The following is a 22,904-nucleotide window of genomic DNA, read 5'->3' as shown; positions in this document are numbered from 1 at the left end:
GGCTGACAAAATGGAGACTAATACGACAACCAACAGAATCAGAATAGCTGATCTGAACGAAATTGACCGACGTGGAGCAAGGGCAGTTCGCATTCATAATACAGAGATAGCTGTATTCCGTCTGAGCGATGGCAGCGTGCATGCGCTTGAGAATCGTTGTCCGCACAAAGGGGGGCGGTTATCCGAAGGAATGATATGTGGCTCATCGGTCCATTGTCCGCTCCATGACTGGAAAGTCGACCTTTCCACTGGCCGGGTGCAAGAGCCGGATACTGGATGTGTGACTGCTTACCCCACGGAGATTGACAGTGAGAGCGGGGAGGTTTATATCGTAATCTAAGAGTTCTATGCGTATTGTGCTGGAGGTTCTGCTTTTTTTTCTTCTATATAATAGAAGGATCAAGGTGAAAGGCTTTGTTGAAGAAGTAGGCATCATTTTGATTGAAAAATAGGTTATTGACTAAATCTTAGTCAATAACCTATTTTCTTTTCACAGGATAACTGGATTTATCTCGAGACAAACAAAAAAGCCTTGAGTATCAAGGCTTTTGACGAATAGGACGGATGGGGATCGAACCCATGACCCTTACCCTGTCAAGATAATGCTCTCCCGCTGAGCTACCGTCCTGCGGTTACTAGATAATATCATGTATTAACCATATATGTAAAGTGGAAAAATAGAAGTCAGCCTGTACTTCATGAGCATTTATATATATAATTCGAATTTAGTGAGTTTGCAATCTGGAATTAATGATAGGGGGAACAGATGATGGCCGCAGAAATTATAAGTGTAACAACAGAGGAGCAGCTACAGGAGGCAATATCGATCCGTACCAAAGTGTTTGTCGAAGAGCAAAAAGTTCCTCTCGATTTAGAAGTTGATCATTATGACAAGCTGGGAGATACGGCCCATCATTTGCTAATTTGTGAACATGGTGAAATGGTGGCCACTGGTCGGTTGACATACTATGAGGAAGATACAGCTAAAATGCAACGTATTGCCGTTCTCAAGGAGCATCGTGCCGCAGGCTATGGACGTGTATTACTGCTAGCACTGGAGGAACGTGCACGTGAATTGGGGCTAAGATACTCGCTGCTAGATGCCCAATGTCAAGCCGAGAAGTTTTACGAAAAGCTCGGTTATGAGACGATCTCTGATGAACCTTTTGACGATGCGGGAATACCGCATGTACGTATGCGCAAAAAGTTGTAGTCGACAGCGTAAGGTGCATACAAATCTGTACAATGTGCATGCTAGTAAAAGTTCCTCCACTATACTATGGATAAGGAGCGATACAGCATGGCTAATACAGAACGGGAGCAAATTACAGCAGTACGTAAAAACGGGGATGGCGACCTTACGTCTTTTCAGACATCTACCGGTCGGATTTTAGATTATAGCCAAGCATTGAACGAGATTGAGGCAGGCTCAATTGCAGGCGTTAACGTGTTCAAGGCCAAGGATGGAAGCAAACGAATTCGGGGAGATGCCGATGGAGATCCTTCTAACAACCTGGATCAACTGCCATTGTTCTGACCTTAATTCGCAACATTAGAATGCAAGTTCATCATTATATTCAAGAACAGCAAGCCGCCTGGCTATCCTTTGTAGGAAAGCTAGGCGGCTTTTGTTAATTGTTCAAGCTGTATTTAGTATGCTACTCTGCACGTTCCAACTCTGTAAGTTGATATACTCGTTGCTGCTCCAGAAAGGACATGACCCCTGCCTTCTCCCTGAACTGTTCCATATCATCACTATAGTGCATTAGATGAATCCGTTCTTGAAGAGATGGCGCCAAGCTTAGCAGCTCGTCCAATGTCGTATGGACTTCTCCAGCGCCTTGTAATTGAACCTCATGGAGAATACTCCGACATCCTCGTTCATGCACCAGATGATGAAGCAAATCAGGGTCAAAAACCATATCTGCACTATAAAAAAGGCGGTCATTAATGAATATGGAATAACTGTTTTTACCAGGAATATGCCTTGTAGGGATTAGCTCCACCTGAATACCGGATACTAATGTAGTGGGTGCACCAGGCGTTATTACGTTTACCTCGAATACATCTTCAAGCTTGTCAATCATACCCTGCTGTGACATTCCGCCCTTGAGTGTATGCTCCCATAAAGGGTAGATTAGTGGTTCGGCGATATAAAGTAGAGGCTTGCGACGATGAAGAATGTTCATTTGAAAACCGAATTCCTCCAAACCTCCGACATGATCTGCGTGAATATGTGTGATTAAAATTGCGTCAATATCAGGCAGAGGGACGCCCATTTGGTGTAATGCTAAAGAAGCGGTTGTACCGCAATCGATCAGCAGTTTGCCTTCTCCGCTGTCCAGCAGCGCGTTGTTGTTGTAATAATGCTTGGCAAAGGCACTGCCTGTGCCAAGCATTTGTATCGTTAGGCTCATTATGGATTTATCCTCCAGACTTTGTGTACTAGGACTTCTACAGTCGTATTTTATCACCTATGCTACCGGAACTAAAGATTTGGCTCCTTATGTAAAAACTTTGGACAATTTGTGAAACACAGCGCAACTTGTGCGGCTGAGCTAGGTATAAATGTACGACAGAAGGTTTTAAACAGATGACGATGGAGGGATTAGTAGTTATGAAATGGAGAAGAGTGATGGCCCTGATGATGGCCTTTTCAATAATGGGAGGGACCGCCATTTCGGCGGAATCCGCCAAGGACCAAGTGCAGTTGATTATTAATGGAGAAGTGTCAAAAGATGGTGCAGTTGTCATTGATGGGAAAACCTATGTGCCCATCCGTGATTTTAATGGACTTGTCAATTTTGATCCATCCGGTGGAAAAGTTGTTTTCGACCAGCCGAACGTGCATATGTTCCTGTTCAAGGGAGATACTGTGTTTGGTAACGTGAATAAAGGCAATAAAGTGAAATTTAATGTATTTAGTCAAATTGATACCTTGAAAACAGATATCTCCGGAGTGAAGGTAGCGATCACCGACCCTTCGGGCAACGTGAAGGATATTCAGTCTCAAGATATCAAAGGAGCGCAAAAGGATAACTTCTGGTTCCGTACGAACGACTTTACGTATGATTTCAAAACAGCAGGGAATTACCGGGTTGGTTTCTATATTAAAGAGAGCAAAGACGGCAGCTATACCTTGGTGTCCGAAAAAGTCATTACAGCGATAAATTAGGCATACCACAAATTGACCTGCACCCTTGATCATGTTACGATACGGGGGAAAATAAAACAATTTGAAGGTAGGTATTTCCATGAGTGATCACAAACATGAACACGGTGAAGCCTGCAACCACGATCATGACCACGAACATGAAGAAATGGTTCTTACGCTAACTGATGAAAATGGTAAAGATGTAGAAATGGTGCTGGTAGAGACCTTTGACGTAGAGGATCACATTTATGCTCTTCTGCTTGAGCGAGGCAATCCCGAAGCGGATGGCATTATTCTTCGTATGGAAGAAGAAAACGAAGAAATGGTGCTTTACAATATTGAGGACGAAGATGAGTGGAAACGTGTAGAAGCTGCATATAGCGAGCTTGTTGCGCAATACGAATAGAATTGGATGTAGCAGCTGTATAGCTCTTTAAGAAAAAAAGCCCCCGAATGGGGGCTTTTTTTCTTGACTATCAACATGTTTTTTAAGCATGTATTGACAGTTCAATATTATGAAATAGCGTCAGTTTCGACGATAACCTTCACCTGATGTACTGTTCGGTCCTCAGGTCCTTTAACAGGCAGGCCTACTTCTACATGATCAACAATATAATCAATATTGTCCTGCGAAATAACTTCTCCTGGCAGTAAGATTGGAATACCAGGTGGATACACATAGATGAATTCTGCAATAATGCGACCTGCAGATTCCTTGAAAGGCACGATTTCCGTATCTCCATAAAAAGCGTCTCTTGGAATGAGGGAGAGCTGAGGGATATCCGGTATCTTTACAACTAGCTCATGCTCCTGACCTGTGGAATAGTGCAGAGAAGCCAGCTCACGCAGAGCTTTCAACAAAATTTCAATTTCCTCTTTGGTATCACCGGGGGTCACCAAACAGAGAATATTGTACATATCGCTAAGCTCAACCTCGATATTGTAGTGATCTCTCAGCCAATTTTCCACATCGTATCCGGTAAGGCCCAAATGGCGGATATGAACCGTAATTTTGGTTGGATCATAATCATAGGTAGCTTCCGTGCCAAGAATTTCGCTGCCAAAGCAATATAGCCCTTCAATCTTGTTGACCTCTGAACGACAATATTCAGCCAATTCCAGAGCACGTTGTGCTATTTCATGACCGTTAAGGGCTAGATTACGTCGGGATGTGTCCAACGAAGCCAGCAGAATATACGAAGTCGACGTTGTTGTCAGCATACTGAAAATCGTTTGTACACGCTGTGGGTTAACGTATCCGTTTTTCGTATTTACATTCAGAATTGAGCTTTGAGTCAAGGAACCACCCAGCTTGTGAACGCTTGTAGCTGACATGTCTGCTCCCGCCTCCATGGCGGACATCGGTAGATCAGAGTGAAAATGAATCAGTACTCCATGAGCCTCATCGACCAGGACCGGCACATTATAGCTGTGAGCGAGATCTACAATTTCCTTCAAATCGGCGCACACACCGTAATATGTCGGGTTGATAACAAGGACGCCCTTGGCGTCAGGGTGACGTTCCAATGCCCGGCGTACGGACTTGGTTGTAACCCCGTGGTGAATACCGAGATTCTCATCACTGACTGGAGAAATAAATACTGGTTTTGCACCAGCAAAGATAATGGCAGACATTATAGATTTGTGTACGTTTCTGGGTACAATAATTTTATCACCTGGCAAGCAAATGGACATAATCATGGTGATGATGGCTCCGCTTGTCCCCTGTACACTGTAATACGTATAATCAGCTCCGAAGGCCTCTGCTGCAAGCTTTTGAGCTTCTTCGATGACGCCTGATGGCTGATGCAGATCGTCCAATGGAGCGATGTTGATCATATCTATGGAAAAGGCATTATCCCCCATAAATTCGCGAAATTCCGAATCTGCTCCCACTCCCTTTTTATGACCTGGGATGTGAAATTGAACCGGGTTGCTCTGAGCATGCTTTTTCAAAGCAGTAAAAAGCGGGGTGTTGCTTTGATTCATTAGTGTTGTCACAACCTTTCGTGCAGGATTTCGACAATCCTGTGCAAGTGATAATAGAACAAAATTGAGTATAGCAGTTTGAAGTAGGAATGCAAGCGATTGAGGGCGCATTTATTTGCGAAAGAGTGGAGTAGGCTGAGAACCCGGTCTATACAGCCAAAAAACGAAGGTGGAGGATGTGGATTAGATGAGGCAAAATGGACGAAAAAAAGCTCCAAAGCGGCTGTGGACTCCTTTTTTTAGCAAATTGTGGGTATTGGTATTTCTGGTCGAATTTATGAAAGGATCTCTTCTGGTATCCATCCTGCCGGTATATATGGGAGAAACGCTTGGTTTGTCGGCCGGGATTATTGGTTTGGCCTTTTCGCTTCAGTATTTTGGAGACAATGCGTTTCGGGCACCGGCGGGTTGGATGGCTGAACGGCTCGGCTACCGTGGAACGATGTCGACCGCACTGTTGTTTACGCTTGTAGCGATTATTATGCTGAGCGTATTGACAGAGCCCGTGTGGCTCGTCGTTGCGTGTCTGCTGCTCGGTCTGGGTACTTCTCCGCTCTGGCCTTGTGTTATGACCGGAACGACCGAAATGTCCGGGCCTAATAACAGCAATGGCGCGGCGATGGGCACACTGGAAATTGCGTCTATGGGTGGAACGGGATTGGGTCCGCTCATTATGAACTTTGCCATATCCCACTATGGGCATTCTTACGGCATGGTGTTCATGATTTTGATAGGATGCAGTATTGTATTGTTGTTGGTTGCTCTTATGCTGCCAGGACCGAAAAGGTCTCCTGATAAAGGTGACCTCGAACAGAGCGCTCTAGTGTCGTCTGATGGGTACACAAAGCAGAAACAGCAAATTCTGAAAGGAATCCAGGAGACGATCGGTGTGCTCAAAACAAAGCTTAACGTCAATCCGTTAATTTACCCGGCGCTATTTTTGCAGTCTTTTGTTATCGGTTTGATCAGCCCCGTACTGACGCTGTACGCTCGGACGGACCTCGGGATTTCACCAAACCTGTACAGCGTGCTTCTGATTGCAGGCGGTGGGGTGACTGTGCTGGCACTGATCCCTTGTGGCAAGTTGGTCGACAGACTTGGAACGGAGTATTTTCTACATGTTGGCTTTTTGCTAGCCGGAATTACGCTGTTTTTCTTCTCAATCGTTCGATCTATTCCGCTGGTGTTTGTATCCGTGGCGCTTATTGGTTTGGGATATGCGCTCATTTTGCCTGCATGGAACACCTTTCTTGCCCGATTGATTCCGGAAAGCGAGCGAGCAACGGTGTGGGGCTTTTTTTTAACACTTCAAGGCTCCGGCATGGTTATAGGCCCGCTCGTTTCAGGAGTGCTATGGGACCGTGTCGGACACACCGCTCCATTTATCATCAGTGGGGTCGTGATGCTGCTCATGTTTGGCTGCCACCTGGCTCTGGCGCGCAATCCACGCAGGAAGAATGTGGAGGCCTGAACAGCGCCTTGAAAAGCGGCGAGGGCTACTCTTTCGAGAAAGACATTCGGTACAGCGGCAGCAAATGCTCAAAGGTAGAACGCACTGCCTGTAATAATGCAGCCCCGTCGCTGGCAAGTGGATCTTCTCGGTCAATACGGATTCCACACATGACCTCCGCTTTTTTTACCTGTTGCAGCTTATGGATGATCGTTTGAAAATCTTCATTATCCATATGTTGTTGTTCTGTGCCTTCCGGAGCCATATGATCCATGGACCAGTAAAAATGATCAGGCAGGTTAGAGCGCACATCGCTCAGATTGGCTTCGAGTGCCTGGGCAAATGTAGCTTTGTTAGGACTTTCATAAATAATTGCAAAAATAACGAATAGGTGGGAAGCGAACATACCTACCTCAAAATGCGGCAGCGCCTTGTACCCGCGCTTATTTGCCGCCCAGGCTACCCAAGTATCTTTGGGGGGATTGACTTTGCGTCGTGCATGCTTGGCGACGTGAACGTGCATAGGCTCTCCACATAAGTCCGTCAGAAATGGGGCTAATTCCTCGCCAATTGCCTCCAGCTTGGGCCGAACCTGCTGAATCAGCACTTCCATACGAGGCTCCAATCCCGGTATTTCAAAAACATCGAAGTCCTTTGCAGTAAATCCACTAAATGTCATTCCTTTTCCTCCTGTAACTGGGTTAAGCCATAACGTGTGGCGTAATATGTCCAATTATAGCATAATGCCGCCGGGCTTGGCCGACTTTAGACTAGGTTTGAAACAAGCATATAAGGCAAAAGTAGGATTGTTCGCTGTTACTCATAAAAATAGGTCAAATAACCAAGTACCCTTACATAAAATGAAGTATAAAATAGAGCAAGGGAAGATCAAGCGGGAAAGCCGCAGGCTTGCTGTAGCCGGACTTCTTGAATCGGACTTGAAAAAGGAGGGAATGCCGTGAACAAGGGCTGTGAGGTAGAATATTGCAATCTAGAGCTCCGGTTTAGCCGTCGGCATATCCATAATCTGATCAAGGATTTGATATCGGAAGGGTATTCGCTGTACTGGAGCGAGGATGAGTCGTACCTGGTTTTGTCGGTGAGAACCGGGCGTAAGCTGGTGAAGCTCCGTTTTCAACAGCTGCGCACAGGACACTACAAGTTGGCTGGAGATTATGTAATCCGCGATGCCAAGCTGGCTGAGTGGTTGGAGAAGCTGATTGGAAGCACCCGAGGTCATGCCATTGTCAAAAGAGTCAAGGATCATCATATTTTGGTAGAAAATATTTTGTTTGGTGAGGTCATTCGTCTGGTCGAGGTTACAGGCTTTAAGCAGCGTGTCATTTATCAGAAGGGACCGGTGCTGTCCGCACAGGAAATGGAGGATATGTACGCTTCCAATGAAGGAGAAACCCGACTGCTGCTGCTTAAAATGGAAGTGGACGATGAATTGGAGAAGCTGTTCATAGCGATGACAGACGGAGATAAGGCTAAAATCGGGAATTGCCATGAACGCCTGCAAACGCTATCCCACCAACTGCTGATGATGGAAGCGTAGTACATCTGAACACCTCATGTAAATGGGGTGTTTTGATCTGTGAATAGACAGGGGTTCACTTCTTACATCAAAAACGTTAAAATAGAAGTGCACGTGTTCCGATTCACATAAAGTGTAATGCGGTAAAGCGGCGATATAGAAGACAAAATATGTTGCAAAGGATGAGGAACCAGATGGCAAAACAGCAAATTGGTGTGATCGGCCTGGCGGTAATGGGTAAGAATTTAGCCCTTAACATTGAGAGCAGAGGCTTCACCGTCTCGGTTTTTAACCGCTCTCCAGAAAAAACGCACGATCTTATCAAAGAAGCAGAAGGTAAAAAACTGACGGGTACTTTCTCTATTGAAGAATTTGTGAACTCATTGGAATCCCCCCGTAAAATCCTGATCATGGTTCAAGCTGGTAAAGCAACAGATGCCACGATTGAACAGCTTGTGCCTCATCTGGACAAGGGCGACATTATTATAGACGGAGGCAATGCCTACTTCCCTGATACACAGCGCCGTAGCAAGGAGCTGGAGGAAAAAGGACTTCGCTTTATTGGTACAGGCGTATCCGGTGGTGAAGAAGGTGCCTTGAATGGTCCTGCTATCATGCCGGGTGGACAGGAAAGTGCCTATAAACTGGTAGAGCCGATTCTAACGGCAATCTCTGCTAAAGTGGAAGGCGACCCTTGCTGTACATATATCGGTCCTGACGGTGCTGGTCACTATGTAAAAATGGTGCATAACGGTATCGAGTACGGCGACATGCAATTGATCGGTGAAGCGTATCACTTGTTGAAATCAGTCCTGAATGTGAATGCGGAAGAGCTTCATGAAATCTTCACGGAATGGAATAAAGGGGAACTGGACAGCTACCTGATTGAAATTACAGCTGACATTTTTTCCCAGTACGATGCTGAAACAGGCAAGCCAATGGTAGACGTTATCTTGGATGCTGCTGGTCAAAAAGGTACAGGTAAATGGACAAGCCAAAGCGCGCTGGATCTGGGTGTGCCATTGTCCATGATTACCGAATCCGTATTCTCCCGCTTCTTGTCTGCTATGAAAGAGGAGCGCATTGCGGCAAGTAAAGTGCTGAGCGGTCCTAATGCTGAGTCCTTCAGCGGCGACAAAAAAGAATTTATCGAAAGTGTACGTAAAGCACTGTTTGCAAGTAAAATCGTGTCCTATGCTCAAGGTTTCGCTCAAATGCGTGCAGCTTCCGATGAATATGATTGGGATTTGAAATACGGAAAAATCGCTATGATCTTCCGCGGCGGTTGCATTATCCGCTCGCAATTCCTGCAAAACATCAAGGATGCATATGACCGCGATCCTGCCTTGAAAAACCTGTTGCTGGATTCTTACTTCAAAAATGTAGTTGAAACGTATCAAGATGCATGGCGTCAAGTGATTTCCGTGGCTGTATCCCAAGGTATTCCAGTGCCTGGCTTCTCCAGCGCGCTTGCATACTATGACAGCTACCGCACTGAGCGTTTGCCAGCAAATCTGCTGCAAGCACAACGTGACTACTTCGGTGCCCATACGTTCAAACGTGTGGACAAAGAAGGCGTATTCCATCATCAATGGTTCTAATGAACGGACGGATATGCATGAATAGCATTATGTAATACAACGGAAGCTTTTTTGCCCTATGGGTAGAAGAAGCTTCCGTTTTTTAATTTATAATTATGGACACGATTATGATGGCAGTAGAGGATTGTGTAATCTTTTGGCGCTATGGTATGATAGGGACAAAATATTTTAATGCATTACCGCGTCTAAGCTTTGAGTCAAAACAAAAAAGACGGGAAGTTCCCGTCTCTTTTGTTAAGTAGGTTTTCTATTGCTCCTGTGACCATTGCAGCATGCCGCCAGTCATGTTAGTACAGCCTTCATAACCTAGCTGCTGTAGATATTCGCAGGCTCGTTCACTGCGGTAACCGCTCCGGCAAATAAAGATAATTTCACCGGTGCGTTCAATTTCTTCAAGACGACCCGGAAGCTGTCCGAGCGGAATGTGCTTGGCACCTTCAATCATGCCTTCCGCTACTTCTTCCGCTTCGCGGACGTCGATTAATTGCAATTGCTCTCCTGCTTGCAGACGTGCGCGCAACTCAGAAGGTTCAATCAGGGCGATTTGCGTCATGGCCGGACCTCTTTTCTGATATATATTGGGTGCTACGTATGTTTTTGACGTGTGCAAAATGTCACACACACTCTATGTATGATAGCTAAGCTATCTCTAGGCTGTCAATCGGCTTAATCCTAAAGGCAGATAAAGATTAATTAACCGACGGAATTCAACTTGAGGGACTTAGATTAATATTTCTTATTTTTTGGGTGGAGAAATGAATGCTACAACTTGTATAATTAACGTAAAATAGGATGGTTTGAACCGAAAAGGAGCATGTACATTATGGATGTTATCGTTAGACCTACCCCTTCCTTGCAAGGAGAGATTGGGGCCCTGTCCTCCAAAAACTACACTACTCGTTATCTGCTCACTGCGGCACTTGCTGAAGGACAAAGTACCATTTATTATCCAGCTCATAGTGAAGATAGTGATGCTATGCGCCGTTGTATCGCCGATCTGGGTGCAGTACTGGAAGAGGATGATGAAAAAATAGTGATTACAGGTTTTGGTAGCCATCCTCAAGCTGTGAAGGAATTGAATGTGGGAAACGCAGGAGCGGTGCTCCGTTTTTTGATGGGTATTGCATCTCTATGTCCGGATGTTACATTTGTTAATACATATCCCGACTCATTGGGCAAGAGACCACATGATGATTTAATCGATGCACTGGGGCAACTGGGCGTGAAAGTAGATCATCGTGAAGGTAAGTTGCCAATTCGTATTCAGGGTGGTCAGGCGAAGGGCGGTAAAATTCAGGTGTCCGGCTCGGTTAGCTCACAATATTTGAGCGCCCTGCTATTCCTTACGCCTTTACTGGAGGAAGACAGTGAAATCGAAGTGCTGCATGATTTGAAATCTAAGGTGGTCATTGGGCAGACTCTGGAGGTATTGCAAGAGGCTGGTATTATCATTCATGCAAGCGATGATTACATGTCTTTCCGTGTCCCGGGGCGGCAATCCTACCAGTCACGTACGTATACGGTACAGGGAGACTATCCAGGGAGTGCAGCGGTGCTGGCGGCTGCTGCAGTAACGAATTCCGATGTTACCATCCATCGTCTTAAAGAGCAGAGCAAACAGGGAGAACGCGCTATTGTAGATGTGCTGCGTATGATGGAAGTGCCACTGACACATGAGAACGATACCGTCGTTGTTAAGGGCAATGGCCGATTGAAAGCTGTTGAGTTTGACGGTGATGCTGCAACAGACGCTGTGCTTGCAATGGTGGCTGCGGCTGTATTTGCTGAAGGCACGTCCCGTTTTTATAACGTGGAGAATTTACGGTATAAGGAATGTGACCGCATTACCGATTATTTGAATGAGCTGACCAAGGCTGGTGCTCGGGTAGAAGAACGTCAAGCAGAAATTATCGTACATGGCAGACCGGAGGGTGTCGAAGGTGGCGTGGAAATTAACGCGCACTTTGATCACCGTGTTATTATGGCCTTGACGATTGTAGGTTTGCGCGCACAGAAGCCGCTAGTAATCAAGGATGCACATCATGTCGCCAAATCGTATCCGCAGTATTTTGACCATCTAATGACGCTTGGTGCTTCTGTAGAATGGGTAAAATAAAAACAAACGAAGATGCGAATAGGAGGGAACAGAATGGCTTTTGAAAATCCGTCGAGAGAAGAGATTAAAAGCATTTTGGAACAAGTAGGCAATATTGCGGTTGTTGGTTTGTCTGATAAATCAGACCGTACTTCATACATGGTTTCTTATGCCATGCAGAAGCGGGGATACCGGATTATTCCGGTTAACCCTGCGGTGGCAGGGCAAACGATTCTTGGGGAGACTTGTTATGCCAGTCTTGCTGAAGTACCTGAGCCTGTGGAGCTGGTCAATGTATTCCGCCGCAGTGAATACTGTGCAGAGGTTGCGCGTGAAGCAGCTGCTATTGGAGCTAAGATTTTGTGGCTTCAACAGGGAATTATAAGCCAGGAAGCCGCTGACATTGCGCAGGAGCATGGAATGACGGTTATTATGGATCGTTGCATTAAGGTGGAGGACTCAGTGGCCCAAGCTGTACGTAAAGGATAAACATGGATCAGTGATCTGTGCTATACGCAGATGAATAAAAACCTTCTTCCCTTGCTTCACAGGGTTGAAGGTTTTTGGTGCGAAACGAGGAATATGGTACAGTATATTATACTTTCAGGAATCCATATAATGTATGTATGTCTTGATGATGAAATAGCTCTAAACGGATTCATAGTGTTATCTGTTGTGATGATAAAGTTTTTGACCTGTAGTAGCGTAAATAAATATTTTTGCAGATGGAATCATTGCTTTGACAAAAGTATTTATTCGGCTTACCATCAGGGATAGAAAGGAGAGGAATGCCATGAATTGGCTCGGATCCTTACAACAGCTCGGTCGTGCTGTCATGCTCCCGACGATGGTGCTACCAGCCGCTGCAATATTGCTAAGTCTCGGCAGCCTTCCTTGGTCCACATGGGGATTCCCTATGGTGTCTGATATGGCAAATGCGGCTGGACACGGGATTTTTTATTTTTTGCCATATTTATTTGCGGTTGGTGTTGCCCTGGGTATGTCGAATCAGGCAGGTCAGGCGGGACTGGCAGCATTGGCTGGTATGGCTATATACGATCAGGTCACATTGAGATTTGGAAACGGACTCATTCAACCGGCGACGCTCATTGGTATCATTTTGGGGGTCATTTCAGGGGTGGCCTATAATCGCTTCAAAAGCATCAAATTGCCCGAGGTGTTTCAATTTTTTGGAGGTACCCGATTTGTTCTGCTGCTTATTGGCCTCTTCTCGGCTGTGTTTGCAGGACTCATGCTAATTATTGCCCCACTCATACAGAGAGGGCTGCAATTTATAGTAGGTCTGGAATCAAGCTTGGGCGGCTTTGGACTGTTTATCTACGGTATTCTATACCGGTTGCTGGCGGCCTTTGGTCTGCACCATCTGCTTAATAATATTTTTTGGTTTCAACTGGGTACATATAAAACGCCGTCTGGCAACGTTGTGCAGGGCGATTTACCCCGGTTTTTTGCTGGCGATCCGACAGCGGGCTATTTCATGTCCGGGTTGTTCCCCATTATGATGTTTGCCATCCCTGCCATTGCGCTAGCGATCATTCAGGAAGCGCGTGAAGATTTGAAGCCAAAGGTGCAAAAAACATTTTTGACAGCTGCGCTTGTTTGCTTTTTTACTGGAGTGTCGGAACAGATTGAGTTTGCATTTTTGTTTGCTGCTCCTTATTTGTTCCTCGTTCATGCAGTTATGTCTGGGCTGGCCATGTGGCTTACCTTTGAGCTGGATATTCATCACGGATTTTCCTATTCGGCGGGTTTTATAGATTATGTCCTTAATTTTCATCTCTCACATAACGCCTGGTTGTTAATTCCAGTGGGAGTGGCGTACGGGCTTGTGTATTATGTACTGTTTCGATGGGCTATCCGGCGGTTCCGTATTCCAACTCCTGGGCGCGAGGAAGGTTCGGTTCTGGAGGATTGGGCCGGCAATATTCCTTATAGTGCTCCGCTTATTTTGGAAGCACTTGGCGGGAAGGAAAATATTGTGCAGGTGGAGGCCTGCATCACACGTTTGCGGCTGACCGTCCACAATGACAGACTGATCGATACCGGAGCGATGAAGGCTTTGGGATCGGCCGGGCTTATCAATCTGGGTGGAGGTAATTTGCAGGTTGTATTCGGAACGTATTCAGAACTGATTCGTGAGGAAATCGCGAAGCTGATGGAGCGTGATCTCCCTCAAATTTTGTTCAACGCTCCTGTACATGGAAAAATGCTCCCGATTCATGAAGTGCCTGACAAAATTTTTGCGACGAAGCTGGTCGGGGACGGTGTTGCTTTTGTTCCTGAACGTGGTGAACTTGTGTCTCCAGTGTATGGTACTGTGATGCACTTGTATCCGACTATGCACGCTTTAGGCATCTCCACACGAGAGGGACTTGAGGTTCTGCTCCACATCGGGATTGATACTTCACAGCTAAAAGGAAATTTTACTGCTATGGTAGAAGCAGGCGATACGGTGGAACCGGGGCAATTGCTGATCAAATTTGATTTGCAGGCGCTGCGAGAGCAAGCTCCATCACTGGTGACTCCTATGGTCATCACGAATCCGGATCGCGTCAAGTCGTGGAGCTTTGCTCCGTTTAAAACAGTGAAAAAAGGTCAGGCCTCGGTAATGTCCGTTGTGCTGCATGACAGGAATGTTGGAGGGGTAGAAACATGATAGAAGGCATCGGCGCCGCAGCAGGTGTGGCAATCGGGAAGGCATTTGTCCTGCCGAGCTGGGAGTGGGATTTACCTGATCAAAAAATGGATGCGGTAGATCTTGCAAAGGAATTTGAACGGTTGTATGAAGGGATACGCACATCCAAAAGTGAGATCCAGTTTATTAAGGATGAGTTTCGAGAGATGGTGGGGCCGGAGGAATCCAGCATTTTTGATGCTCATCTTGCGATATTGGAAGATCCAGAATTCATGAATGAAATTCGCGGAATTATTGAGCGTCAGTATAAGGCGGCTGAGGTGGCCGTGAAGGAAGCCATTGATCATTTTGTAACAATGTTTGATTTACTGGATGATGAATATATGAAGGAGCGGGCAATCGATATCAAAGATGTGGGAAACCGGCTGCTCAAGCATTTGCTGGGTGCACCGGAGGTGACTCTTCCCAAGGATACACAGCCCTATATTCTGGTAGCCAAGGAGCTCTCACCCTCCCAATCGGCACACTTGAATCCTAGCTATGTTTTAGGGATTGTAACTATGAATGGTGGTAAAACATCACATTCTGCGATCATGGCCCGCGCACTTGGTATTCCACTCGTTTCAGGACTGGAGAGCAATCTGAATTTGCCCGTTCAAACGGGAGATATGATGGTTGTGGACGGAGACCTGGGCAAAGTTTATGTGAATCCGGAAAAAACGGTAACTGATCATTATAAAATTTTGCGCGAAGAGCAGCGACGCAGAAAAGAGCAGCTTCAGGTACTTGCTTCTGTAGATGCCGTGACCAAGGATGGAACCACTCTGAGGCTGGCGGCCAATATTAGTTCGATTAAAGAGCTGGAGGCGGCTTTGAAGCATGGCGCTCAAGGTGTAGGACTGTTCCGCACGGAATTTTTATACATGGATCGCAAATCTGCTCCAGATGAAGAGGAACAGTATGAAGTATATCGGCTGATAGCGGAAAAGGCAGGAAACCACTCCGTAGTCATCCGTACATTGGATATCGGTGGAGATAAGCCGTTGGACTATCTTCAACTACCAGAGGAAGAAAATCCTTTTCTAGGTTACCGTGCTATACGGATCAGTCTGGATTGGAAGGAATTGTTTAAAACCCAGTTGACTGCAATTTTGCGAGCCAGTGCAATGGGAAATATCAAGGTAATGTATCCGATGATTTCATCCGTGGAGGAGGTCCGCCAGGCAGATGCTCTTTTGAAGGAGGCTATGGCGGATTTGGATGCAAGAGGGCTTACCTATAATCCGAACATTCAGCGAGGAATTATGATTGAGGTACCGGCTGCGGCGATGATCGCTGATCTATTGGCAGCTGAAACAGATTTTTTTAGTATCGGAACGAATGATCTGGTTCAGTATGTGCTGGCTGTAGACCGTATGAATGAGCAGATTGCACATATGTACCATCCATACCATCCAGCTGTACTTCGAATGCTGCGCATGACTGCACAAGCGGCACATCAAGCAGGAATTGATGTGAGTGTATGTGGTGAGATGGCTGGAGATGAACGGTCCGTTCCTCTTTGGCTGGAACTGGGGATACATCAACTCAGCATGTCTCCCCAATCTTTATTGCGGGTCAAGCATCGTGTGCTGAATACGACTGCATCTGAGGCAAAGACAGTCGCTCAGGTTTGCTTTGGCATGTCCACTGGTGCAGCGATCGAAGACAAGCTCACTGCAGCTAATGTCAGCTGCACTCCGGCCGGGCCTGGACGGCAGTAATATGTAATGTCCGTATACAGCTTCAGAAGGAGCCGAACTCCGTACTGTTAGGTTTGTCGTAGCAAACCTTAATGGCGTAGCATGGTTTAGACGAAAAAGAACCTTCAAAACCACTTTATTCATGGTTTTGAAGGTTCTTTTTTTCATCTTGTTGACAACCTCTTGTGATTATGGAAAATTCATAATTAGCAATTATCCTGATTCCATTAGATTGGGTTATTCAAGTCCTGAGTGTCAGGACTTATTCTCTTATTTCCGGGTGTTATCTGCTAACAAATCGCAGAACGCTCTTCCGTAAGGTGGAAGATCAGGCGGCCGACGAGCAGATACAATATGTCCATCCGTTACAACTGCCTCATCCTTCCAAATAGCTCCTGCATTCTCCATATCATCACGAATACCTGGTGTGGAGGTTACCGTAACACCATCCAAAATTTTAGCAGAGATCAGTACCCAGCCTGCATGGCAGATTTGTCCAATCGGCTTATGAGCAGCATGAAACTCTTGTACGAGTTGAATTACTTTGGGATAGCGGCGAAGTTTATCAGGTGCCCAACCGCCAGGGACGAGAATCCCGTCATAATCACTGCTATTCAGTTCCTCAAAGGCATATTCCGCTTCAGCAGGTACGCCATATTTTCCAATATATTTTTTACCCTTTTCCGCACCGGCTAAATGCACTTCTGCGCCTTCTTCACGAACACGGTAAATCGGATACCACAGCTCCAGATCCTCGAATTCCTCATCCACTAGGGCGATAACCTTTTTTCCGGCAAGTCTTGACATCCAACCATCCTTTCGTGCGTCACATGATGACACCTCTGTTTTGTAATCTGTACTTTTACATCTTAAGAAAAAGAACGCCCGAAGTCCATTCCTTCGCAGATTCTTATGTTAGTAGTCTGCTCTTTGACAGCAATTGTCGTCATTTTTTGATCCGCCAAAGCTTTGGTAATTTGTTCATAGCTGCAATCTGTGGAAGGATTTGAGGTCCCAAAGTCGAAATAAAACAAGGTATGATAGATTTAATGGAGTTAACAAATATTTATTAGACTAGTAGATAGATATATTTGGATTCTGACGAGATCCTCGTATAGTTTGATCCTACGTAATGAGGTGGTTAAATGCATAAGCAATGCCAATGTGGCAAACCGATGGGACTGGAACTGCGAAAGGTAATCTATGCGGGCAAGGTTGAAATTTTGCACGTCCCTGTATTCTCATGCTCGTCATGCTTTTCCAGTGAGGTTTTGCAGCATGTGACGAAAGACATTAAGGCACTATTACAAAGTCTAGGGAGCAAACCTACGGCACGGAGAATATCTTTTGCTCGCAACAATGAACTGGCAGAAATCATTCGCAAGCTTGTACTGGAGGAAGCGGACAATCCCAATGTGGATTGGCAATCTGCTTTGGAGGAGCGGATGGAGCTTCGAATTAATCTCTTATTGGATCTTTATCGCTATGCGAGAAGTCTGGGAGACGAAGATTGGATGAATGATGTAGAAAGAAAATTGGTTCAATTATCCGGTTTTACCAGTGAATCGGTATTTACGAATACAAAAAACTAAAAAATATGAAAATTTTCATGGTCACCATTGGATTTTACATGTTCTTTTTGTTACGATGAGAATAGGCCATACGACAAGACACAGAAAGGAATGTATATCCAATGGCGACGATGACAAAAATGACTACTGTTCAACAATTAAATACGGCTCTGGAAGCGTCATCAGACAAGCCGTTGCTTCTCTTTAAACATAGCACACGTTGTCCGATAAGTGCAGGCGCATATCAGGAAGTGGAGTCCTATTTGCATGGCGCTCCCAACGAAAATATTGAATACGGTATCATTTATGTAGTAGAAGATCGGCCGGTGTCCAATGAAACCGCGGACAGGCTTCAGGTGAAGCATGAATCCCCGCAGGCCATTTTAATCAAGGACGGAGAGGCTGTTTGGCATACATCCCATTCGAATATTACAGCCCGTGCACTCCACGATCATCTCACATAGATAAATGTGTGCTGTCGTTGCATAAAGTAGTATTTTGTCGTATCATGGTTCTAATTAGTTGATCTAGGATTCGGTTGAAAATTTATTGGCAATGGAGAGAAGGAATGTGACGGTAACGATCTATGATGTAGCTCGCGAAGCTGGCGTCTCAATGGCCACAGTGTCCCGCGTAGTTAACAATAATCCTAATGTGAAACCTCAGACCCGCAAGAAAGTGTACGAAGCGATTGAACAATTGGGATATCGTCCAAATGCGGTCGCTAGAGGTCTGGCCAGCAAGAAGACAACGACCGTCGGCGTGGTTATACCGGATATATCGAACTCAATTTTTGCAGAAATTGCGCGCGGTATTGAGGATATAGCGAATATGTATCACTATAATATTATTTTGTGTAATGCCGACAAGCGAAAAGAAAAAGAGATTCGTGTCATCAACACATTGCTTGAAAAGCAAGTGGATGGTCTTCTGTTCATGGGTGGTACAGTAACGGACGAGCATATTCAGGCGTTCCATACAGCTGCGGTCCCTATTGTTCTATGTGCAACGAGTGATGAAAAAGGAAGCTATCCTTCGGTCGATATCGACCATGAAGCCGCTGCTTATGATGCAGTAAACACGTTGATCCGCCATGGACACCGTCAAATCGCAATGATCAGTGGTACGCTTCAAGACCCTGCAAACGGCTATGCACGTTTCCAAGGTTACAAGAGGGCACTGGAAACAGCCGGAATTGATTATCAGGAGGATCTCGTGCGAATCGGGAACTACCGTTATGAATCCGGTGTCGAAGCAATGAAATATTTTCTCGGCCTAAAGAAGAAGCCAAGTGCGATTTTTGCTGCTACGGATGAAATGGCAATTGGTGCGATCCACAGTATTCAGGATGAGGGATTGAAAGTTCCTGATGATTTTTCGGTAATCAGTGTCGACAATATTCGTATGGCCTCTATGGTTCGTCCTCAGCTGACAACCGTCGCGCAACCGATGTACGATTTGGGTGCGGTAGCGATGCGTTTGCTGACCAAGCTGATGAAAAAGGAAAACGTGGAGAACCCTCGCGTTATTTTGCCGCATGAAACTATTTTGCGGTTGTCAGTTAATTATTTAGACTAGACGCAGTGCTGAATAGGATATACCTTCGATGAAAGCTCCTTTGATGGAGCTTTTTTCGCGGATATAAAGCTTCTTATGGACATCATCATCAAACCAAGAATAGAGGGATGCGTAATGAGCCGACTTTACGGATTAATGGGTGCTATGGATGAAGAAATTGAATTGCTGCTGGCAGCGATGACGGAAGCAAGCAAGACGGTCAAGGCTGGAATCACGTACACTACAGGAATCATTCACGGGCAAAGAGTCGTTGTCTGCAAATCCGGTGTAGGCAAGGTTAATGCTGCAGTAACAACACAAATCCTGATTGATCATTTTGGTGTAGAACAGATTATATTTACGGGAGTGGCAGGGGCCGTTCATCCCGATTTAAACATTGGGGATATTGTCATCTCATCCACATGTATGCAGCATGATATGGATGTAACGCCTTTGGGTTATGCCAGAGGGGTCATTCCTTATCAGGACACCTCAGAGTTTGTGGCTGATCCCGAGCTTGTAAGTCTAGCTGAGCAAGCCTGCAAATCGTTTGGCGATCGTTATATTGTCGGCAAGGTACTTTCTGGCGATCAATTTGTTGCAAGTCGTGAGTTAGTGACTGCATTGCATCAGGAAATGGACGGTGCTTGTACCGAAATGGAAGGTGCAGCTGTGGCTCAGACAGCTCATATGAACGCTGTGCCTTATGTTGTCCTACGGTCTATGTCAGATAAGGCTGATGGATCGGCTCACGTTAATTATGCTGAATTTACGGTAGAAGCTTCACATCGTTCGCATCGTATTGTGGAGTTCATGCTCAAGCATTTGGGCTAATGGTATAATTTTTTAATACATGAATCTTCGGACAAACCGGATATGGTCAAACTGCTCCTGTGATGCAAGGGGCACATCCTTTCCCATTCGTACCATCAGACAGTTAGCAGGATGTGAACATATTTCAGGATCATCCGTGGCGTACCAGACCATATCTACAGTTTTCATCAGACTTTCCATCATGCGGCGGTATTCCCATACGGAGAGGCCGCTGCCTTTTAAATCCCAATGCCAATAGTATTCGGTCGTAAAAATAATATAGGATTCAAGCTGGCCGTCCTCAAAGGCAATCCGAATCATTCGGCTACCCAGGCCCAGACCACGATAGTCATCGGCTACCTCAACAGCTCCAAGTTCCAGTAAATCCTTCATGCCAGCTTCCGACCAGCGCTCCATCTCATCTGGGTAATGAAAAGTAACATATCCCAGGAGAGTTTCCCCGTTGTGGGCAATGATAATTCTGCCTTCTGGCAGTTCCGAAATATCCACTAATGCATCGAACTGTTCCTTTGGTTTGCGAAAGGCATCTAATTGCTTGTGCATTTGAAATGAACGCAGTTGATCCGCGGATACGGGGCCTTCTACATAGATTGTTTGTCCGTTATGATCCAACGTATCCAAGTGGTACAGTTTTAAATGCTGCATGCGTACGCCCTCCTTGTTCGCCATAAGCTCGTTCCTCATACCCCCTACTTATAGCAAAAAAACAATTAAATGAAAAGGATGGTCGTCACATCCTGACCTATGATATACTGTTTTAGACATAAAATGTTCACAATTTAAATCAATCAGTAAACCAAAGGACTTCATCTGCTTTATTGATTTTGTAAGCGTTATCTTGTTCTGTGTGATTCTCATTAATCTATTGTGAGGAGGCTGAACGTATGAAGTTTGAAGAACTCCAGACTGTAGTTCCCACATCCAACATGGGCCCGTATGAACAAGCTTACAACAACTTTCAGTGGGAAGATGCAGAGCGTCATTTTACGTGGTATGAAACAGGCAAGGTAAATATGGCACATGAAGCCATTGATCGACATGTACAGGAAGGACGAGGGGAGAAAGCGGCACTATTGTATTGTGACGCAAACCGTCATGAAACCTACACCTTCTCTCAGCTTCGTGCTAGCTCTAACAGGTTCGGAAATGTGCTTCGCAAATACGGTATTGGTAAAGGGGAGCGGGTGTTTATTTTCATGCCGCGTTCACCCGAGCTGGTTATTAGTTTACTTGGTGTTCTAAAGGTAGGGGCTGTTGTCGGTCCATTGTTTGAGGCGTTTATGGAAACTGCGGTTAAGGATCGATTGGAGGATAGTGGGGCAGTAGCATTAGTGACCACACCTGCGCTTCTGTCACGGGTAAAACGTGAGGAACTTCCTGAGCTGCGACATATTTTTGTGGTTGGTGATATGGATGAACGCGAGCAGGGAATTATCGATTTTGAGACAGAAATGCTCACATCCTCAGAGGAACTTGAGCCAGAATGGTTGAATCGTGAAGATGGATTAATTATTCACTATACATCAGGCTCAACAGGCAAGCCCAAAGGCGTGTATCATGTGCAAAATGCAATGATTCAGCATTACTATACTGGGAAAATGGTGCTGGATTTGCGGGAAGATGATGTGTATTGGTGTACTGCTGATCCTGGCTGGGTCACGGGAACATCATACGGTATTTTTGCTCCATGGCTAAATGGAGCAACGAATGTCATTCGTGGGGGGCGTTTCAGCCCGGAAGACTGGTACCGCACGATTGAGCGTCACGAAGTGACCATATGGTATAGTGCTCCTACAGCGTTTCGGATGCTGATGAGCGCAGGGGAGCAGGTTGTTTCCAAATATGATCTTAGCAGTCTGCGGCATGTTTTATCCGTTGGGGAACCGCTGAATCCAGAAGTGGTGCGATGGGGATGGCAAGTGTATACACAACGCATTCATGATACTTGGTGGATGACAGAAACAGGAGCACAGTTGATCTGTAATTACCCTGAGCTGCCGATTAAGCCGGGTTCGATGGGAAAGCCACTCCCAGGTATCCAGGCTGCTATTTTGGACGACAGAGGGCAGGTGTTGCCTCCTAACCGGATGGGCCACTTGGCGATCCGAACACCATGGCCATCCATGATGAATCGTATATGGAACAATCCGAACAAGTTTCAGGAATATTTCCGCTTTCCCGGTTGGTATGTATCGGGTGATTCAGCTTACATGGATGAGGACGGATATTTCTGGTTTCAGGGTAGGATTGATGATGTCATTAACTCTTCCGGGGAACGAATCGGCCCTTTTGAGGTGGAGAGCAAGCTTCTGGAGCATCCTGCTGTAGCGGAAGCAGGAGTCATTGGAAAACCAGATACCGTGCGGGGAGAAATTATCAAAGCTTTTGTTGCACTGCGTGAAGGCTATGCACCGTCTGAAGCTTTAAAGCAGGACATCTATCGCTTCGTTAAGGAAGGGCTGTCTGCTCATGCTGCTCCACGCGAAATTGAGTTTAAGGAAAAGTTACCTAAAACCCGTTCCGGTAAAATTATGAGACGCGTGTTGAAAGCCTGGGAGCTTAACCTTCCTACAGGTGACTTATCCACCATAGAGGATTGAAGTGCTCTGCATATTAGAATTAAAAAAGGGAGTCTCCAAAGCCTTAATGGCTAAGGGGACTCCCTTTTTGTTAGGGTGAATCTCATCTTCACCCAACCTATCACTTTCTGCTTTTGTC

23 protein-coding genes and 1 tRNA gene are annotated in these 22,904 nt (G+C 45.7%); 17 read left to right on the top strand and 7 right to left on the bottom strand.

What is annotated here, in order from left to right; genetic code table 11:
* Positions 1–10 precede the first annotated feature (10 nt).
* On the top strand, positions 11–340 hold the full coding sequence (nirD, locus tag G9G54_RS09150) for a nitrite reductase small subunit NirD (RefSeq protein WP_165177425.1): 330 nt from the start codon (positions 11–13) through the stop codon (positions 338–340).
* 216 nt (positions 341–556) lie between these two features.
* Here nirD and G9G54_RS09145 read toward each other — a convergent pair.
* Positions 557–628: transfer RNA gene (locus G9G54_RS09145), tRNA-Val, on the bottom strand.
* A gap of 141 nt (positions 629–769) precedes the next feature.
* On the opposite strand from G9G54_RS09145, the gene G9G54_RS09140 reads away from it, so the two are divergent.
* Together G9G54_RS09140 and G9G54_RS09135 are read left to right on the top strand one after the other, a co-directional pair.
* Positions 770–1,213, top strand: coding sequence for a GNAT family N-acetyltransferase (locus G9G54_RS09140; RefSeq protein ID WP_069289898.1), 444 nt, complete (start codon positions 770–772; stop codon positions 1,211–1,213).
* Between the two features lie 87 nt (positions 1,214–1,300).
* Positions 1,301–1,537: a DUF3892 domain-containing protein gene (locus tag G9G54_RS09135; protein ID WP_013371899.1), complete on the top strand. Its 237-nt coding sequence runs from the start codon at positions 1,301–1,303 to the stop codon at positions 1,535–1,537.
* 121 nt (positions 1,538–1,658) lie between these two features.
* Here G9G54_RS09135 and G9G54_RS09130 read toward each other — a convergent pair whose 3' ends face one another.
* Positions 1,659–2,417 (bottom strand): MBL fold metallo-hydrolase, encoded by a 759-nt coding sequence (locus G9G54_RS09130; protein WP_165177423.1) that lies wholly within the window; start codon positions 2,415–2,417, stop codon positions 1,659–1,661.
* 200 nt (positions 2,418–2,617) lie between these two features.
* Here G9G54_RS09130 and G9G54_RS09125 point away from each other — a divergent pair, with 200 nt between their 5' ends.
* Positions 2,618–3,175, top strand: coding sequence for a hypothetical protein (locus G9G54_RS09125; RefSeq protein ID WP_013310940.1), 558 nt, complete (start codon positions 2,618–2,620; stop codon positions 3,173–3,175).
* A gap of 79 nt (positions 3,176–3,254) precedes the next feature.
* On the top strand, positions 3,255–3,560 hold the full coding sequence (locus tag G9G54_RS09120; RefSeq protein ID WP_061828984.1) for a DUF1292 domain-containing protein: 306 nt from the start codon (positions 3,255–3,257) through the stop codon (positions 3,558–3,560).
* 107 nt (positions 3,561–3,667) lie between these two features.
* Here the strand turns inward: G9G54_RS09120 and G9G54_RS09115 are convergent, their stop codons facing one another.
* The gene (locus G9G54_RS09115) at positions 3,668–5,143 is read right to left on the bottom strand and encodes an aminotransferase class I/II-fold pyridoxal phosphate-dependent enzyme (RefSeq protein ID WP_165177421.1); all 1,476 of its coding nucleotides are present in this window, start codon (positions 5,141–5,143) and stop codon (positions 3,668–3,670) included.
* 187 nt (positions 5,144–5,330) lie between these two features.
* Here G9G54_RS09115 and G9G54_RS09110 point away from each other — a divergent pair, with 187 nt between their 5' ends.
* Positions 5,331–6,614 (top strand): MFS transporter, encoded by a 1,284-nt coding sequence (locus G9G54_RS09110; protein WP_165177419.1) that lies wholly within the window; start codon positions 5,331–5,333, stop codon positions 6,612–6,614.
* Positions 6,615–6,639: 25 nt separating this feature from the next.
* Here G9G54_RS09110 and G9G54_RS09105 read toward each other — a convergent pair whose 3' ends face one another.
* Entirely contained in the window at positions 6,640–7,272 is a 633-nt protein-coding gene (locus tag G9G54_RS09105; RefSeq protein WP_025724011.1) for a YktB family protein, read from the bottom strand.
* 279 nt (positions 7,273–7,551) lie between these two features.
* Between G9G54_RS09105 and G9G54_RS09095 the strand changes: the two genes are divergently transcribed.
* Together G9G54_RS09095 and gndA are read left to right on the top strand one after the other, a co-directional pair.
* The gene (locus G9G54_RS09095) at positions 7,552–8,151 is read left to right on the top strand and encodes a hypothetical protein (RefSeq protein ID WP_165177417.1); all 600 of its coding nucleotides are present in this window, start codon (positions 7,552–7,554) and stop codon (positions 8,149–8,151) included.
* Positions 8,152–8,324: 173 nt separating this feature from the next.
* Complete coding sequence (gene gndA, locus G9G54_RS09090; protein ID WP_165177415.1) at positions 8,325–9,731, top strand: NADP-dependent phosphogluconate dehydrogenase; 1,407 nt, start codon at positions 8,325–8,327, stop codon at positions 9,729–9,731.
* A 247-nt stretch (positions 9,732–9,978) separates the two neighbouring features.
* Here gndA and G9G54_RS09085 read toward each other — a convergent pair whose 3' ends face one another.
* Positions 9,979–10,284: a rhodanese-like domain-containing protein gene (locus G9G54_RS09085; RefSeq protein WP_010345522.1), complete on the bottom strand. Its 306-nt coding sequence runs from the start codon at positions 10,282–10,284 to the stop codon at positions 9,979–9,981.
* Positions 10,285–10,554: 270 nt separating this feature from the next.
* Here G9G54_RS09085 and aroA point away from each other — a divergent pair, with 270 nt between their 5' ends.
* The 4 genes from aroA to ptsP all read left to right on the top strand — a co-directional run bounded on the left by aroA (position 10,555) and on the right by ptsP (position 16,245).
* Positions 10,555–11,847, top strand: a complete 1,293-nt coding sequence (gene aroA, locus G9G54_RS09080; RefSeq protein WP_165177413.1) for a 3-phosphoshikimate 1-carboxyvinyltransferase — start codon at positions 10,555–10,557, stop codon at positions 11,845–11,847.
* A gap of 33 nt (positions 11,848–11,880) precedes the next feature.
* Complete coding sequence (locus G9G54_RS09075) at positions 11,881–12,315, top strand: CoA-binding protein (protein WP_165177410.1); 435 nt, start codon at positions 11,881–11,883, stop codon at positions 12,313–12,315.
* A 304-nt stretch (positions 12,316–12,619) separates the two neighbouring features.
* Positions 12,620–14,503: a glucose PTS transporter subunit IIA gene (locus tag G9G54_RS09070; protein ID WP_061828992.1), complete on the top strand. Its 1,884-nt coding sequence runs from the start codon at positions 12,620–12,622 to the stop codon at positions 14,501–14,503.
* Entirely contained in the window at positions 14,500–16,245 is a 1,746-nt protein-coding gene (gene ptsP / locus G9G54_RS09065) for a phosphoenolpyruvate--protein phosphotransferase (protein WP_165177408.1), read from the top strand. Before G9G54_RS09070 ends, ptsP begins: the two co-directional genes overlap by 4 nt.
* 249 nt (positions 16,246–16,494) lie before the next feature.
* Here ptsP and G9G54_RS09060 read toward each other — a convergent pair whose 3' ends face one another.
* Complete coding sequence (locus G9G54_RS09060) at positions 16,495–17,031, bottom strand: type 1 glutamine amidotransferase domain-containing protein (RefSeq protein ID WP_165177406.1); 537 nt, start codon at positions 17,029–17,031, stop codon at positions 16,495–16,497.
* A gap of 338 nt (positions 17,032–17,369) precedes the next feature.
* Here G9G54_RS09060 and G9G54_RS09055 point away from each other — a divergent pair, with 338 nt between their 5' ends.
* The 4 genes from G9G54_RS09055 (at position 17,370) to G9G54_RS09040 (ending at position 20,186) form a co-directional block, all read left to right on the top strand.
* Positions 17,370–17,816, top strand: a complete 447-nt coding sequence (locus G9G54_RS09055) for a hypothetical protein (protein WP_165177404.1) — start codon at positions 17,370–17,372, stop codon at positions 17,814–17,816.
* 101 nt (positions 17,817–17,917) lie between these two features.
* Entirely contained in the window at positions 17,918–18,259 is a 342-nt protein-coding gene (ytxJ, locus tag G9G54_RS09050; RefSeq protein ID WP_061828995.1) for a bacillithiol system redox-active protein YtxJ, read from the top strand.
* A 106-nt stretch (positions 18,260–18,365) separates the two neighbouring features.
* The gene (gene ccpA / locus G9G54_RS09045; protein WP_061828996.1) at positions 18,366–19,373 is read left to right on the top strand and encodes a catabolite control protein A; all 1,008 of its coding nucleotides are present in this window, start codon (positions 18,366–18,368) and stop codon (positions 19,371–19,373) included.
* Between the two features lie 114 nt (positions 19,374–19,487).
* A complete protein-coding gene (locus tag G9G54_RS09040; protein WP_061828997.1) occupies positions 19,488–20,186 on the top strand; it encodes a 5'-methylthioadenosine/adenosylhomocysteine nucleosidase in 699 nt (232 codons plus the stop codon).
* Between the two features lie 12 nt (positions 20,187–20,198).
* On the opposite strand, the gene G9G54_RS09035 is transcribed toward G9G54_RS09040, so the two are convergent.
* Positions 20,199–20,831, bottom strand: a complete 633-nt coding sequence (locus G9G54_RS09035; RefSeq protein WP_165177402.1) for a GNAT family N-acetyltransferase — start codon at positions 20,829–20,831, stop codon at positions 20,199–20,201.
* 239 nt (positions 20,832–21,070) lie between these two features.
* Here G9G54_RS09035 and acsA point away from each other — a divergent pair, with 239 nt between their 5' ends.
* A complete protein-coding gene (gene acsA / locus G9G54_RS09030) occupies positions 21,071–22,786 on the top strand; it encodes an acetate--CoA ligase (RefSeq protein WP_165177400.1) in 1,716 nt (571 codons plus the stop codon).
* Positions 22,787–22,904: the final 118 nt, after the last annotated feature.

The organism is Paenibacillus sp. EKM212P (genome assembly GCF_011066115.1).
GTDB lineage: Bacteria > Bacillota > Bacilli > Paenibacillales > Paenibacillaceae > Paenibacillus > Paenibacillus polymyxa_B.
Note: the sequence above shows the minus strand (reverse complement) of the source record. Positions and strands in the feature narration are given on the sequence as shown.